At 71.4% G+C, this 13,160-nt stretch carries 17 protein-coding genes; 11 read left to right on the top strand and 6 right to left on the bottom strand.

The window, feature by feature from the left end; genetic code table 11:
* Positions 1-62: 62 nt before the first annotated feature.
* The 9 genes from GT347_RS27975 (at position 63) to GT347_RS21675 (ending at position 5,190) form a co-directional block, all read left to right on the top strand.
* Positions 63-230 (top strand): hypothetical protein, encoded by a 168-nt coding sequence (locus GT347_RS27975; protein WP_326830366.1) that lies wholly within the window; start codon positions 63-65, stop codon positions 228-230.
* A gap of 14 nt (positions 231-244) precedes the next feature.
* Entirely contained in the window at positions 245-922 is a 678-nt protein-coding gene (locus GT347_RS21705) for an NAD(P)-dependent oxidoreductase (protein WP_326830365.1), read from the top strand.
* Positions 923-964: 42 nt separating this feature from the next.
* Entirely contained in the window at positions 965-1,942 is a 978-nt protein-coding gene (locus GT347_RS21700; protein WP_160554172.1) for a Bug family tripartite tricarboxylate transporter substrate binding protein, read from the top strand.
* A 33-nt stretch (positions 1,943-1,975) separates the two neighbouring features.
* Positions 1,976-2,653, top strand: coding sequence for an RraA family protein (locus GT347_RS21695; RefSeq protein WP_160554171.1), 678 nt, complete (start codon positions 1,976-1,978; stop codon positions 2,651-2,653).
* A 57-nt stretch (positions 2,654-2,710) separates the two neighbouring features.
* A complete protein-coding gene (locus GT347_RS21690) occupies positions 2,711-3,058 on the top strand; it encodes a winged helix-turn-helix domain-containing protein (RefSeq protein ID WP_160554170.1) in 348 nt (115 codons plus the stop codon).
* A gap of 83 nt (positions 3,059-3,141) precedes the next feature.
* On the top strand, positions 3,142-4,455 hold the full coding sequence (locus tag GT347_RS21685; protein WP_160554169.1) for a DUF2325 domain-containing protein: 1,314 nt from the start codon (positions 3,142-3,144) through the stop codon (positions 4,453-4,455).
* A gap of 45 nt (positions 4,456-4,500) precedes the next feature.
* Positions 4,501-4,710 (top strand): hypothetical protein, encoded by a 210-nt coding sequence (locus tag GT347_RS27970; protein ID WP_326830364.1) that lies wholly within the window; start codon positions 4,501-4,503, stop codon positions 4,708-4,710.
* A complete protein-coding gene (locus GT347_RS27965) occupies positions 4,707-4,799 on the top strand; it encodes a type II toxin-antitoxin system HigB family toxin (RefSeq protein ID WP_326830363.1) in 93 nt (30 codons plus the stop codon). Before GT347_RS27970 ends, GT347_RS27965 begins: the two co-directional genes overlap by 4 nt.
* A gap of 13 nt (positions 4,800-4,812) precedes the next feature.
* A complete protein-coding gene (locus GT347_RS21675; RefSeq protein WP_160554168.1) occupies positions 4,813-5,190 on the top strand; it encodes a helix-turn-helix domain-containing protein in 378 nt (125 codons plus the stop codon).
* Positions 5,191-5,197: 7 nt separating this feature from the next.
* Here GT347_RS21675 and msrA read toward each other — a convergent pair whose 3' ends face one another.
* Genes msrA through msrB form a run of 3 tightly spaced genes read right to left on the bottom strand, consistent with a single transcriptional unit; the run spans position 5,198 to position 8,304 of the window.
* Positions 5,198-5,977, bottom strand: a complete 780-nt coding sequence (gene msrA / locus GT347_RS21670) for a peptide-methionine (S)-S-oxide reductase MsrA (RefSeq protein ID WP_229722420.1) — start codon at positions 5,975-5,977, stop codon at positions 5,198-5,200.
* A 10-nt stretch (positions 5,978-5,987) separates the two neighbouring features.
* Complete coding sequence (locus tag GT347_RS21665; protein WP_160554167.1) at positions 5,988-7,781, bottom strand: cytochrome c biogenesis protein DipZ; 1,794 nt, start codon at positions 7,779-7,781, stop codon at positions 5,988-5,990.
* A 22-nt stretch (positions 7,782-7,803) separates the two neighbouring features.
* Positions 7,804-8,304 carry a peptide-methionine (R)-S-oxide reductase MsrB gene (gene msrB, locus GT347_RS21660; RefSeq protein WP_160554166.1) on the bottom strand — a complete coding sequence of 167 codons (501 nt, stop codon included), beginning with the start codon at positions 8,302-8,304 and terminating at the stop codon, positions 7,804-7,806.
* A gap of 123 nt (positions 8,305-8,427) precedes the next feature.
* Between msrB and GT347_RS21655 the strand changes: the two genes are divergently transcribed.
* On the top strand, positions 8,428-9,144 hold the full coding sequence (locus GT347_RS21655; RefSeq protein WP_160554165.1) for a response regulator transcription factor: 717 nt from the start codon (positions 8,428-8,430) through the stop codon (positions 9,142-9,144).
* Positions 9,141-10,622 carry a sensor histidine kinase gene (locus GT347_RS21650; RefSeq protein WP_160554164.1) on the top strand — a complete coding sequence of 494 codons (1,482 nt, stop codon included), beginning with the start codon at positions 9,141-9,143 and terminating at the stop codon, positions 10,620-10,622. The genes GT347_RS21655 and GT347_RS21650 overlap by 4 nt, the downstream gene beginning before the upstream one ends.
* Here the strand turns inward: GT347_RS21650 and GT347_RS21645 are convergent.
* Genes GT347_RS21645 through GT347_RS21635 form a run of 3 tightly spaced genes read right to left on the bottom strand, consistent with a single transcriptional unit; the run spans position 10,588 to position 13,115 of the window.
* On the bottom strand, positions 10,588-11,934 hold the full coding sequence (locus GT347_RS21645; protein WP_160554163.1) for a sensor histidine kinase: 1,347 nt from the start codon (positions 11,932-11,934) through the stop codon (positions 10,588-10,590). The genes GT347_RS21650 and GT347_RS21645 overlap by 35 nt on opposite strands.
* Positions 11,935-11,943: 9 nt before the next feature.
* Positions 11,944-12,600, bottom strand: a complete 657-nt coding sequence (locus GT347_RS21640) for a response regulator (protein ID WP_160554162.1) — start codon at positions 12,598-12,600, stop codon at positions 11,944-11,946.
* Positions 12,601-12,605: 5 nt separating this feature from the next.
* Complete coding sequence (locus GT347_RS21635; RefSeq protein WP_160554161.1) at positions 12,606-13,115, bottom strand: hypothetical protein; 510 nt, start codon at positions 13,113-13,115, stop codon at positions 12,606-12,608.
* Positions 13,116-13,160: the final 45 nt, after the last annotated feature.

Genomic DNA, 13,160 nt, shown 5'->3' with positions numbered 1-13,160 from the left:
GCGAGCATCTGGCGTTCAATGTTTTTTCTTTGTACTCTTTCGGCCATAAAGAAGGAGACAGCATGGACGTCGCATTGATAGGACTGGGGGAGGTGGGCCGCTGTTTCGCGCAGCCGCTGGCCCAGGCCGGCTACCAGCTCGGCCTGTGCGAGGCCCGGCCTTCGCCGGCCGCGCTGGAACTGGCGGGCTCGCTCGGGCTGGAGATCCATCCCGCCCCGGTGAATGGCTGAAGCAGGCCGACTGGGTGCTGTGCTGCGTGACCGGCGCGGTGGCGCTGGAAGCCAGCCGGCAGATCGCGCCGCATCTGAAGGCCGGCGCCACGCTGGCCGACATGACCACCGCCAGCCCCGCCACCAAACGCGAGGCGGCCGCCCTCACCGCGCAGCAGGGCGCGCGCTACCTGGACGTGGCCATCATGGGCGGCATCCTGAGCGGCCGCGAACGCACGCCGCTGCTGGCCTCGGGCGATGGGGCGGAAGCATTCCAGCGCCTGCTCGCGCCCTGCGGCGGCCGGGTCAAGACCATAGACGGCGGCGCTGTCGGCGATGCCATGGCGCTGAAGATCCTGCGCAGCGTGTTCACCAAGGGCATGGAGTCGCTGAGCGTGGAACTGCTGCTGAGCGCCGAGCGCCTGGGCGTGCGCCAGAAGCTCTACGAGCAGCTGCAGGACATCGACCAGACGCCCCTGCGCGACTTCATCGACATGCTGGTGCGCACCCATGTGGTACACGCCGGCCGCCGCGCCCACGAGGTGCACGACGCGCAGCAGGAACTCATCGCCCAGGGCGCGCCTTCGCAGGTGCTGCCGGGGGTGGAGCAGCGTTTCCAGCGCACGGCCCGGGCGCTGGCCGCCGCGCCGCTGGGGCTGCCCGAGCCCAGCATCGAAGAGGCGCTCGGCTGGCTGCAGGCCCACGCCGCCTGAACCCGCATCGCAAAAAAACCGACAAGACAGGAGACAAACCACATGCGCAAGCTCATCTCGATTTCGGCCGCCGTCCTGGCCTGCCTCACCGGCCTGGCCGCCCATGCCCAGGGCGGCCAGAGCTACCCCGACCGGCCGATCAAGATCATCGTGCCCTTCCCCGCCGGCGGCGGCACCGACAGCCTGACCCGGCTGCTGGCCACCGCCCTCACCACCAAGCTGCACTGGGTGGTGACGGTGGAGAACAAGCCCGGCGCCGGCGGCAACCTGGCGCTGGACACCGTCGCCAAGTCCAAACCGGACGGCTACACCCTGGTCATGGCCCAGACCGACAACGTCGTCCTCAACCCCCTGCTCTATTCGAAGCTGAGCTACGACCCGGTGAAGGACCTGGACCCGCTGGTGCCCGTCGCCAGCGGCGCGGCGGTCGTGGTGGTGCGTGCCGACTCGCCCTACAAGACCCTGGCCGACGTGGTCGCCGCCGCCAAGGCCCAGCCCGGCCGGCTCACCATGGCCACGCCCGGCACCGGCACCATCTCGCACCTGGTCACCCAGCTCTGGCAGAACGCCTCGGGCGTGAAGTTCACCCATGTGCCTTATCGCGGCATGGCCCAGGCCCTGCCCGACCTGGTCGGCGGCCAGGTCGACATGTACATGGGCTCCATCCCCACGCTGCTGGCGCAGATCGAGGGCGGCAAGGTGCGCGCAATAGGCGTGACGGCCGCCAAACGCTCGCCGGTGCTGCCCCATGTGCCGACCTTCGCGGAATCGGGCGTGAAGGGCGCCGAACTCGCCAGCCTCTGGGGCCTGATGGCGCCGCACGGCACACCCAGGCCCGTCGTGGACAAGTGGAACGCCGAGATCAACGCCCTGCTGCAGCAGGCCGACGTCCGTGACAAGATCCTGGCCACCGGCGCCGAACTGCTGGGCGGCCCGCCGCAGGCGCTGGCCGAAGTCAACGCCGCCGACCGGGCCCGCCTGGCGCCGGTGGTCCGCGAAGCCGACATCAAGCTCGACTGATTCCATCCCTCTTTCACCAACCTCGACAGAACCATGAACAACGGACTCCGCATCCTCAAGCGCCGCCGCGCCGTAGACCTCGCCCTGGCCCGCCAGTTCCTCGACGTGCCGGTCGCCAACGTCAGCGACTGCATGGCCCGCATGACCGCCGGCGGCCCGCGCCTGCAGCCCTACCACTCCGGCGGCCGCATGGCCGGCCCGGCGCTGACGGTGAAGACCCGGCCGGGCGACAACCTGATGATCCACAAGGCCCTGCAGCTGGCAAAGCCCGGCGACATCATCGTGGTGGACGGCGGCGGCGACCTGACCAACGCCCTGGTCGGCGAGATCATGGTGGGCGACGCCGTCAACCAGGGCCTGGGCGGCTTCGTGATGAACGGCGCCGTGCGCGATGCGGGCGCGATCCGTGCGGGCAGCTTCCCGGTCTTCGCCGCCGGCATCACCCACCGCGGCCCCTACAAGGACGGCCCGGGCGAGATCAACGTGCCCATCGCCATCGACGGCATGGTGATCGAGCCCGGCGACCTGGTGATCGGCGACGAGGACGGCCTGCTCTGCGTGCCCTTCGACGACGTGGAACGCCTGCTCGACGCCGCCCGCAAGAAGCAGGACGCCGAAACCGTCATGGTGGCCGGCATCAAGGACGGCAGCTACGACCGCTCCTGGGTCGACGCCACCCTGGCCCGCCTGAACTGCTATATCGAGCCCTGAGGCCGCAGGCGCCCGCAGTCGCTACGATGGCGGGCCCTGCCCCACCCCTCCAGCGACATGCAAGCCAAGGTCCAGTTACGCGTCCGCTTTCTCCGCGATGACAGCATCGCGCTCGGCCCGGGCAAGGTCGACATGCTGCAGGCCGTCGCGTTGACCGGCTCGATCAGCGCGGCGGCGCGGCAGATGGGCATGTCCTACAAACGCGCCTGGACGCTGATCGAGGAGATCAACCAGGCTTTCAAGAGCCCGGCGGTGGCCAAGTCGGCCGGGGGCTCCAACGGCGGCGGCGCCTCGCTGACGCCGCTGGGCGAGGAACTGGTCAAGCAGTACCGGGCCCTAGAAGACGCGGCGCGGCTGGCCGGCGCGGCGCATATCTCGGCGATCCACCGGCTGCTGGCACCCTAGAAGGCTTTCGCCGCGGCGCTCGCGGCACCGCGGCATGCAAGGTTTCGCTATAGTCCGCAAGATATAGCGAACCCGGCAAAGCCATGCTCACCCCTCCTCCATTCAAGCTCGCCGGCACTGCGACGTTCGGCGGCATCGGCCCGCAAGCGCACGACGGCTGCTGCGAACCGGCGTCGGACGAGACCGCCGCGGCGCCGTCCGGCAGCCGCCTGCGGCTGGCGGAGCTGGACACCAACTTCCAGTGCTCCGTCATCGGCACCTGCCTGACGACCGCCGCCCTGCGCAAGCTGATGGCCCGCTTCATCGATGTGCAGGATGCCAGCGACCTGGACATCCACCACGAGGCGGTGCTGCTGGCCAGCCATCCCGGCGCCGCATCGAAAGCCCTGCACAAGGCGCTGGACCACGAGCATGCCGCCACCCTGCTGCGCTTCTCGCGGGTGAACGAGCCGCAGGCCCTGCTGGCGCTCTGGGACGAAGCCCGGCGCAACGGCGACATCCCCGGCGCCTACTGGGCCCTGCTCACCCACCGCCATGCCGACAGCCCGCTGCGCAGAAAGGTCTTCGGCGACGTGCACATGCTCTCGCACCTGGTCGGCGCGGCCAACCGCGCCGACATCCGCCGCCTGGTGGCGCTGGAACAGGCCAATGCCGGGCTGCGTGAGTTGGCCGAGCGGCAGCAGGAACGCCAGCTCGCCCAGGACATGCGGCTGCAGGAACTGCAGCGCGAACTCGACCACACCCGCCAGCGCCTGGCCGCCGCGCAGGCCGCGCCCGCGCCTGCCCCGGCACCGGCCGACTGGATCGCCCGGGCCGAGGCCGCCTCCGCGCAGGTCGCCCTGCAGACGCAGCGGCGCGAAGCGGCGGAGCAGGGCCTCGCGCGTGCCCTGAACTCGGCCACGCAGCTGCGCGAGGAGGCCGCCTACCTGCGCCGCCATGCCGCCACGCTGAGCGCCGAACTGGCCGCCACCGAAGCCCAGCTGCGGGAGCTGGCCTGTGGCGGCGCCGAAGCGAATCCGGCCACCCGTGCCGACGACCGCCTGGCCGGCCGCCGCATCCTCTACGTGGGCGGCCGCCCGAGTTCCACCCCCTCCATCCGCGCGCTGGTCGAACGCCATGGCGGCGAATTCCGCCACCACGACGGCGGCCTGGAAGACCGCAAGGGCCTGCTGGTGGCCCAGGTCGGCTGGGCCGAGTTGGTAGTGTTCCCGGTCGATTGCGTGGACCACGATTCGGTCGGCAGCCTGAAGCGCCTGTGCGCCCGCCACGGCATCGCCTTCTGGCCGCTGCGCAGCGCGGGCATCGGCAGCTTCGCGGCGGCGCTGGCGGCCGCTCCCTCAGCCGAGTCGCCCCGGCCGGACGACACCGCCCACCGCCCCTGTCCCAAGCACGGCTGAGCACAACGCTTGCGGCCCAGTCCCATCTTGGGACTAGAATCCCGCATGCGTGTGATTGCCCTCAAAAAGCTGTCGGACTTCTATCAACAGGCCGCCCATCGGGATTGCGAGGGCCCGGCCAGAGCCTGGTTCGCCATGGCTTCTGCTGCGCAATGGGCGCAGCCGGCCGATCTGGTGGCAGAGGTGCCGAAAGTCAGCATCCTCAGGGACGGCCGCGCCGTCTTCAACTCGGCGGCAACAAGTACCGGCTGGTGACCTGGATCAACTACGACTACCGCACGGCCTACACCCGCTTCATCGGCACGCATGCCCAATACGACGCGATCGACGCGCAAACCATCTGAAAGGAGCCCGGCCATGGAAATTCAAGCAGTGAAGGACGAAGCCAGCTACCGCGCAGCGCTGGCCGAGATCGACGGGCTCATGACGGCCAGGCTCGACACGCCGGAGGGCGACCGTCTCGATGTGCTGGTGACACTGGTGCAGGCCTACGAGGCCCGGCACCATCCGATCGATCCGCCGGACCCGATCGATGCGATCCGCTTTCGCATGGAACAGGGCGGGCTCACCGTGGCCGACATGACGCCCTACATCGGGCCGCCCCACCGGGTCTACGAAGTGCTCAATCGCAAGCGGCCGCTGACCCTGAACATGATCCGGCGCCTGGCCGCCGGCCTGCACATCCCGGCCGATGTGCTGATCGGCCCTTACGGCGCCGAAGCCAAGGCTGCCTGACCGGGGCTCAGGAAGCCCGCGCCGCCTTCACCAGCACCGGCTCGGCCCGGTAGCGCGCCGGGAACACCTTCTGCAGTTCCGCGATCTTGGGCAGGTCGTTGATGACGATGTAGCCGTGGTTGGGATGCTCGGTCAGGAAGTCCTGGTGGTAGGTCTCGGCCGGATAGAAGGCCATGCGGGGCTCGATCTTCGTGACGATGGGCGCCTGGTAGACATGGGCCGCATCCAGCTGGGCGATGTAGGCCTGGGCCACGCGCTGCTGGGCCTCGTCCACGGGGAACAGGGCCGAGCGGTACTGGGTGCCGGTGTCCGGGCCCTGGCGGTTGAGCTGGGTGGGGTTGTGGGCCACCGAGAAGAAGACCTGCAGCAGCGCGCCGTAGCTGACCTGGGACGGGTCGTAGGTCACTTCCACCGCCTCGGCATGGCCGGTGCGGCCGCCGCTCACGGTGTCGTAATTGGCGGTGTTGGCCGCGCCGCCGGCATAACCCGAGACGGCCTGGCGCACGCCTTGGACATGCTGAAACACACCCTGCACGCCCCAGAAGCAGCCACCGGCGAAGACCGCCTTCTGCAGCTTGCCGGGTGCGGCGGCGGCCTGGATGTCCTGGGCCGGCGCGGGGATGCGCACGGCTTCCTCCGCGCCGCCGAGCGCGAAGGAACTGCCCTGCCAGGCCAGCGCGCAGACGACGGCGGCGCCCAGCGCCAGGCCGCCGAAACGGCGGCGGCTGGCGGAGGCGGTGCGGGAAACGGTGGATGTCTTGTCCATGGGGTCGGTCGCTTTCTTCATGAGGTCGATATCAGCCGAAGGTGAAGGCATAGGCCGACACGTCCGGGTCCAGGAATTCGATGCTGAAACTGCGGTCCTGCCCGCCGTCCGGCTGGCGCACCAGCTGGTAGAGGCGCTGCTCGGTCACCGTGCCGCTGCCGTCGGCCGCCACGTCCATGCCGTGGGCGGCGCCGGGCGGCCGGCCATCGATGCTCACCCTGAAGCGCACCGGCTTGCCGCTGGCGCCCGGGCCCAGCACCAGGTGCAGGTCGCGGGCATGGAAACGGTAGACGATGCGGCCTTGCCCGCTGGCCAGTGTGGCCTTTTCCTGTCCCACCAGCCACCGGCCCTGCAGGCCCCAGGTGTTGAGCGCCGGGTCGGCCGGGGCGTCGTAGACAGCGGCGGCATCGCGGGTGACCGGGCCGGAGCCGAAATGCTCGGCGCGCTGCCAGCCCAGGTAGGTCTCGAAGGATTTCACGCCGGCCATGTCGGGGGCCTGCTGCACGCCCTGGGCATCGACGCGGGCGATGTCCGTGCTGACTTCCGGCGCGCCGGCCTCGCGCAGCAGCTGCTGGATCACCTTTTCGGACTCGGCGTAGTTGCCCTCGCCGAAATGGTGGTGGCGGATGCGCCCCTTGGCGTCGATGAAATAGTGCGCCGGCCAGTACTGGTTCTGGAAGGCGCGCCAGATGGCGTAGTGGTTGTCGATGGCCACCGGGTAATCGATGCCGAGTTTCTTCATCGCCTCCGTGACATTGCCCACGTCGCGTTCGAAGGCGAATTCGGGCGCATGCACGCCGACCACCACAAGGCCCTGGTCGCGGTACTTGGCCGCCCAGGCCTTCACATAGGGCAGCGTGCGCAGGCAGTTGATGCAGGAGTAGGTCCAGAAATCGACCAGCACCACCTTGCCGCGCAGGTCGGCCGAGGTGAGCGGCGGCGAGTTGAGCCACTGCACCGCGCCGTCCAGCGCGGGCGCGGCGCCTTCGTCGGGCAGGCCCGGGCCGTTCGCGCCGGGCGCGGCGGCCATCATGGCCGGGCCGGGGGCGGCATCGGCGCCGCGCATCATGGTGTTGGAGGCCTGCATGGCGCCGCCGGCGGCAGACGCGCCCAGGCGGTCGAGCAGCTTCTGCTCCAGGCCGCCGGTCGATGCCGTCGAGACCTGGGCCAGCACGCCGGTGTCCAGCCCCAGGGCGATGGCCGCCACGCCGGCCAGCATGGCGGCGCCCAGGGCGCGCCGCACCCATTCGCCCACGCCCAGCGAACGTTTCATCGCCGCGAAGATGCGGTTGCCCAGCAGCAGCGCCGCCGCCAGCGAGGTGGCCGCGCCGGCCGCGTAGGCCAGCAGCAGCAGGGTCGATGCGGCACTGGCGCCCTGCAAGGCGGCGCCGGTCAGGATCAGCCCCAGGATGGGCCCCGCGCAGGGCGCCCACAGCAGGCCGGTGGCCACGCCCAGCACGAAGGACGATGCCGGCCGCGGCCCACTTTCATGCTGCACCGAGTTTGACAGCCGGCCACCCAGAGCCACCAGCGGCCGGGTCAAGCGCTCGGCCAGCTGCGGGAACAGCAGCGTCAGCCCGAACAGCGCCACCAGCGCCAGCGCCACCCAGCGCCCGTACTGGTTGGCCGCCACCACCCAGCCGCCGCCCACCGCCGCCAGCGAGGCGACCAGGGCGAAGGTCAGCGCCATGCCGGCCAGCAGCGGCAAGCCGCTGCGTACGAAGGGCTGCTGGGCACGCGAGAAGACAAAGGGCAGCACCGGCAGGATGCAGGGGCTGAGGATGGTCAGCACGCCGCCGAGATAGGCCAGGACGATGATCAGCACGATGGACTTTCGGTCGAATGGCTCAGGAAGCGGCGGGCGCGAAGCTCATGGCCACGCCGTTCATGCAATAGCGCAGGCCGGTGGGCTTGGGGCCGTCGTCGAACACATGGCCCAGGTGGCCGCCGCACTGGCTGCAGCGCACCGCCGTGCGCACCATGCCGAAGCCGGTGTCCATCTGGTTGGAGACGGCCTTGTCCAGCGGCTGCCAGAAGCTGGGCCAGCCGGTGCCGCTGTCGAACTTGGTGGTGGAGGAGAACAGCGGCTGCGCGCAGCCGGCGCAGGCGAAGGTGCCGGCGCGGTGCTCCTTGTTGAGCGGGCTGCTGTAGGGGCGTTCGGTGCCGTCCTGGCGCAGCACGGCGTACTGGGCGGATGTCAGGCGCTTGCGCCATTCGGCGTCGCTGTAGCTCACGCGCCAGGTCTCGGCGGCGGGCGCGGCTGCCGTCGCCGCGCGCCAGGCCAGGCCGCCGCCCAGCAGCGCGCCGCCGGCGGAAACCAGATGGAAGAAGTGGCGTCGGGTGTTCATGGAAGGCTCCTGTGGTCAGCGGATGCCGCGAGGCTACGGCCGCAGCGGTCGCCAAGTCCTCACGCAATCTTCAACAAATCGTGATGCCTGCGGCCCCGGCCGCGCCGCAGAATCGGAGCCCTCATGACACAAGCCCCCCGCATCCTGCTGGTCGAGGACGACCGCCACATCGCCGACCTGCTGCTGCTGCACCTGCGCGACGAGCACTGGGAGGTCACCCACTGCGCGCGCGGCGACGACGGCCTGCGCCAGCTGGAGGCCGGCGGCTGGAGCCTGCTGATCCTCGACCTGATGCTGCCCGGCGTGGACGGCCTGGAGATCTGCCGCCGCGCCCGCGCCCAGCCGCACTACGTGCCCATCATCATCGTCAGCGCCCGCTCCAGCGAGGTGCACCGCATCCTGGGCCTGGAGATCGGCGCCGACGACTACCTGCCCAAGCCCTTCTCGGTGCTGGAGCTGGTGGCCCGCGCCAAGGCCCTGCTGCGCCGGGTGGAAGCGCTGGCGCAGAACGCGCGCCAGGAGGCCGGCAGCATCGCCGCCGGCGGCCTGAGCATGGACCCGGTGGCGCGCCAGGCGCGGCTCGACGGAGCGGCGCTGGAACTCACGCCGCGCGAATTCGACCTGCTCTACTTCTTCGCCCGCCAGCCGGGCAAGGTGTTCTCGCGCCTGGACCTGCTCAACGCCGTCTGGGGTTACCAGCACGAGGGCTACGAACACACGGTCAACACCCACATCAACCGGCTGCGCGCCAAGATCGAGGCCAACCCGGCGGCGCCGGCCCGCATCCTCACCGTCTGGGGCAAGGGCTACCGTTTCGCCAGTGCCGAAGGCGCGGCATGAGGCGGCTTACGCTCACCCAGCGGCTGTCGCTGGTCTTCGCCCTGCTGCTGCTGGTGTGCTGCGGCGCCTCGGCCTGGCTGCAGGTGCGCTCCAACCGCATGCACGAGCTGGAGGTGGTGCAGGGGCTGTCGCGCGACCTGGCGGCCAACATCGCGCTCAGCGCCCGCATGACGCTGGCCGACGACCCCTCGCCGGACCGGGTGCGGGCCCTGTTCGACCAGCTGATGGTGGTCAACCCCAGCGTGGAGGTCTACCTGCTCGACGCCCACGGCCGCATCACCGGCCATGCCGCGCCGGCCGGCAAACTCAGGCGCTCGTCGGTGGACCTGGCGCCGGTGCGCCGGCTGCTGGCCGGCGGCATGCTGCCCATCCTGGGTGACGACCCGCGCAGCGACACGGGCCGCAAGGTGTTCAGCGCGGCGCCAGTGAGCATGCCGGGTGCGCCCGACGGTTTTCTCTACGTGGTGCTGCTGGGCGAGGCACACGACCGCGAGGCCGCCATGGGCAACACCGGCGCCGTGCTGCGCACCGCCCTGCTGTCGATCGCGCTGGTGGCCCTCGCCTGCCTGGCGGCGGGGCTGGCGGCCTTCTCGCTGATCACCCGGCCGCTGCGGCGGCTGACCCGCAAGGTGCAGGATTTCGACATGGACGGCGCCCCCGCCGCCCTGCCCGCCGCGCCGCCCGCCCCTTCGGACAGCCGCGACGAGATCGCCCGCCTCGACGCCGCCTTCGGCCTGATGGCCGCCCGCATGGGCGAGCAGTGGCTGGCGCTCAAGCAGCAGGACCTGGAGCGCCGCGAGCTGATCGCCAATGTGTCGCACGACCTGCGCACGCCGCTGTCCTCGCTGCACGGCTACCTGGAGACCCTGTCGCACAAGGACGCCTCGCTGGACGCCGCCGAGCGCCGCCGCTACCTCGGCATCGCCCTGGAGCAGAGCCGCAACGTGGGCCGGCTGGCGCAGTCGCTGTTCGAGCTGGCGCGGCTGGAATACGGCTTCGTCGAGCCCGAGCGCGAACCCTTCCTGCTGCCCGACCTGCTGCAGGACGTGTTCGAGAAATTCGAGCTGGCCGCCGCCTCGCTGGGCGTGGCGCTGGAGGCCGACATCGCCCCCGCCCTGCCCGCCGTCGATGCCGACCTGGGCCTGGTCGAGCGGGTGCTGAGCAATCTGCTGGACAACGCGCTGCGCCATGTGCCGGCCGGTGGAAAGGTGCGGATCAGCCTCGCTGCCCAGCCGGATGCGGCGGGCGTGAGCGTGACGGTCGCCGACACCGGCCCCGGCATCCCGCCCGACCTGCGACCCAGCCTCTTCCTGCAGCCCTTCAACGGCGGCGGCGCGCGGCGCGGCGGCGGGCTGGGGCTGCGTATCGTGCACCGCATCCTGGCCCTGCACGGCAGCGGCATCGCGCTGCTGGACGAGCCGGGCTGGGGCGCGGTCTTCCGCTTCAGGCTGCCGGCGGCGGCGCCAGCACGACCCTGACCTGCAGGCCCCCTCCGTCCAGGCCATCGCCCAGGCTGACGCGCGCGCCGTGCCGGTCGGCGATCGCCTTGACGATGGCCAGCCCCAGGCCGCTGCCGCCCGCGCTGGCCGCCGTGTCGGCCGAGCGGTAGAAACGGTCGAAGACACGCCCGCGTTCCGCTGCCGGTATGCCCGGGCCTTGGTCGGCCACGGCCAGCCAGGGCCGGCCGTCTTCCAGGCCGGCCGATACGTCCACGCGGCTGCCGGCCGGCGCGAACTGCACGGCGTTGCGCACCAGGTTGTTCAGCAGCACCCGCAGCTGGTCGGGGTCGGCATGGGCGGTCACCGCCGTGGCGGAGCTGACACCCAGGTCCACCCCGACGCGCTCGGCCAGCCGGCTGAAATCGCCCACCACCGAGCGGGCCAGCTCGTCCAGCGCCACCGGCACCGGTTCGAACACTTCCACGTCCGGCTGCGCGCGCGAGAGCTGCAGCAGCTGCTCGACCAGGCGTGCGGTGCGGTCCATGCCGCCGCGCAGTTCGCGGATCGCCTCGGCGCGGCCGGCCTCGTCGCGGGCCCGCTCCAGCAATTGCAGCTGCAGGCCGAGTGCCGCCACCGGCGTGCGCAGCTCGTGGGCGGCGTCGGCCACGAAATTGCGCTGCAGGGTGAAGGAGGCTTCGAGCCGGCCCATCAGGCCGTTGAAGGCCGCCACCAGCGGGCGCATCTCGCGCGGCAGCTCGCGTTCGGCCAGCGGCGCCAGGCTGGTGGCGGTGCGCTCGGACATCTGCGCGGCGGCATCGTCCAGCGGCTCCAGTCCGCGCCGCAGGCCGAACACCAGCAGGCCGCCGATCAGCAGGGTGAGCAGGGCCAGCGGCACCACCAGGCGCAGTGCCGCCTCGCCGGCCATCTCCTTGCGGGCCACGGTGCGCTGCGCCACCTGCACGATGGCCTGCGGGCCGGGCAAGGTGTAGGTGCGCCATTCGGTGCCGGCGATGGATTCGGTGCGCTCGCCCGCCTCCCGGTGCAGCGGCAGCGCCACCTGGGCGTTGGAGGAGAACAGCAGGCTGCCGTCGGGGCGCGAGATCTGGGTGACCAGGTCGCCGTAGTCGTGGGCGTCGTCCATCGGATGGCCTTCGGCGGACGGCGCCACCGCCACGGCGGGCGCACGTTCGCGGTACTCGGCCAGGGACGAGGCCACGTCGCGCAGGTTCTCGTCGAGCACCTCGTTCATCTCGGCCAGCGACACCAGGTAGGCCACCAGCACCAGCACGATGGAGCCCAGGCAGAGGGCGCCCAGCACCCACTTCAGCAGTTCGCCTCGTATCGATCGCATGGCCGGCCCTCAGGTGGCGACGCGGTAGCCGACGCCGCGCACATTGACGATGGCCGCCGCGCCCAGCTTGCGGCGCAGGTGGTGCAGGTGCACCTCCACCGCGTTGGAGCCCAGCTCCTCGTTCCAGGCATAGACCGACTCTTCGAGCTTCTCGCGCGAGAGCACCGCGCCCGGCCGCTGCATCAGCACTTCCAGCAGCGCGAATTCGCGTGCCGACAGCAGCACCGGGCGGCCGGCCTGGTCCACCGTCTTGCGCAGCGGGTCGAGCCGGATGTCGCCCGCCTCCAGCAGGCTGCTGCCGCTGCCGGCATGGCGGCGCAGCAAGGCGCGGATGCGGGCGATGAGTTCGTCCAGGTCGAAGGGCTTGACCAGGTAGTCGTCGGCGCCGGCGTTCAGCCCGTCGATGCGCTGGCGCACCGCGTCGCGGGCGGTGGCGATCAGCACCGGCAGGTGGTCGCGGCGCGCGCGCAGGCTGCGCAGCAGCTCCATGCCGTCGCGCCCGGGCAGGCCCAGGTCGAGCACGGCCAGGTCGTACACGCCGTTGTCCAGCGCATGGCCGGCGGCGATGCCGTCCTGCACCCAGTCGATGGCGAAGCCTTCGTTGCGCAGGCCCTGCTGCAGGGCCTTGCCGATCATGGGGTCGTCCTCGACGAGCAGTAGACGCATGGATTTCACCTCCGGCGCGAGCGCCATGACAGCCGGACCATGGCCCGGCGCAGCCCATGGTAGCGGCCCGGCGCCAGCCGCAGGCACAGGCGCCAGGCCAGCCAGCTGGCCAGCACCGCCACCGGCAGCGCGGCGGCCACCGCCAGCGGCAGGGCCAGGCCCAGATAGACCTTGGCCCAGCCGGTGGCCAGGCCCAGCGCCAGGCCGGGAAAAGCCAGCCAGGCCAGGCGCCGGCCCGGCAGCAGGCCCAGGGACAGCGCCCACAGCAGCAGCACATCGCCATCGAGCGCGCTGCCGGCCGGCAGCAGCGGCAGCGCGGCCAGCAGGGCCGAGCCCAAGGCCAGCGCCAGTTCGGCCCGGGTGCGCGGGCCCGCGCGCAGCCAGGCCACGGCGGCGACCGCCAGGGTCAGCGGCGCGGCCAGCACCACCAGCAGCTGCGCCGCGACGACGGCCGGCGTGGCATGGCGCGGGCTGGCTCGCATCAGTTCGAACAGCAGCGCGTTGAGGGCGGTCATGGACGCAGGACAAAACCGCCATGCTCCGGCCCCGCGGCTTATGCC

It is taken from the genome of Xylophilus rhododendri (assembly GCF_009906855.1).
In the GTDB taxonomy this organism is placed as follows: domain Bacteria; phylum Pseudomonadota; class Gammaproteobacteria; order Burkholderiales; family Burkholderiaceae_C; genus Xylophilus; species Xylophilus rhododendri.
Note: the sequence above shows the minus strand (reverse complement) of the source record. Positions and strands in the feature narration are given on the sequence as shown.

Excerpts from the sequence above, each read along its gene's own strand:
- GT347_RS21700 (WP_160554172.1), top strand. The coding sequence starts at position 965 with ATGCGCAAGCTCATCTCGATTTCGGCCGCCGTCCTGGCCTGCCTCACC.
- GT347_RS21695 (WP_160554171.1), top strand. The coding sequence starts at position 1,976 with ATGAACAACGGACTCCGCATCCTCAAGCGCCGCCGCGCCGTAGACCTC.
- GT347_RS21640 (WP_160554162.1), bottom strand. The coding sequence starts at position 12,600 with ATGCGTCTACTGCTCGTCGAGGACGACCCCATGATCGGCAAGGCCCTG.
- GT347_RS21675 (WP_160554168.1), top strand. The coding sequence starts at position 4,813 with ATGGAAATTCAAGCAGTGAAGGACGAAGCCAGCTACCGCGCAGCGCTG.
- GT347_RS21655 (WP_160554165.1), top strand. The coding sequence starts at position 8,428 with ATGACACAAGCCCCCCGCATCCTGCTGGTCGAGGACGACCGCCACATC.
- GT347_RS21635 (WP_160554161.1), bottom strand. The coding sequence starts at position 13,115 with ATGACCGCCCTCAACGCGCTGCTGTTCGAACTGATGCGAGCCAGCCCG.
- GT347_RS21650 (WP_160554164.1), top strand. The coding sequence starts at position 9,141 with ATGAGGCGGCTTACGCTCACCCAGCGGCTGTCGCTGGTCTTCGCCCTG.
- GT347_RS21645 (WP_160554163.1), bottom strand. The coding sequence starts at position 11,934 with ATGCGATCGATACGAGGCGAACTGCTGAAGTGGGTGCTGGGCGCCCTC.
- msrB (WP_160554166.1), bottom strand. The coding sequence starts at position 8,304 with ATGAACACCCGACGCCACTTCTTCCATCTGGTTTCCGCCGGCGGCGCG.
- msrA (WP_229722420.1), bottom strand. The coding sequence starts at position 5,977 with ATGAAGAAAGCGACCGACCCCATGGACAAGACATCCACCGTTTCCCGC.
- GT347_RS21685 (WP_160554169.1), top strand. The coding sequence starts at position 3,142 with ATGCTCACCCCTCCTCCATTCAAGCTCGCCGGCACTGCGACGTTCGGC.
- GT347_RS27975 (WP_326830366.1), top strand. The coding sequence starts at position 63 with ATGGACGTCGCATTGATAGGACTGGGGGAGGTGGGCCGCTGTTTCGCG.
- GT347_RS21690 (WP_160554170.1), top strand. The coding sequence starts at position 2,711 with ATGCAAGCCAAGGTCCAGTTACGCGTCCGCTTTCTCCGCGATGACAGC.
- GT347_RS27970 (WP_326830364.1), top strand. The coding sequence starts at position 4,501 with ATGCGTGTGATTGCCCTCAAAAAGCTGTCGGACTTCTATCAACAGGCC.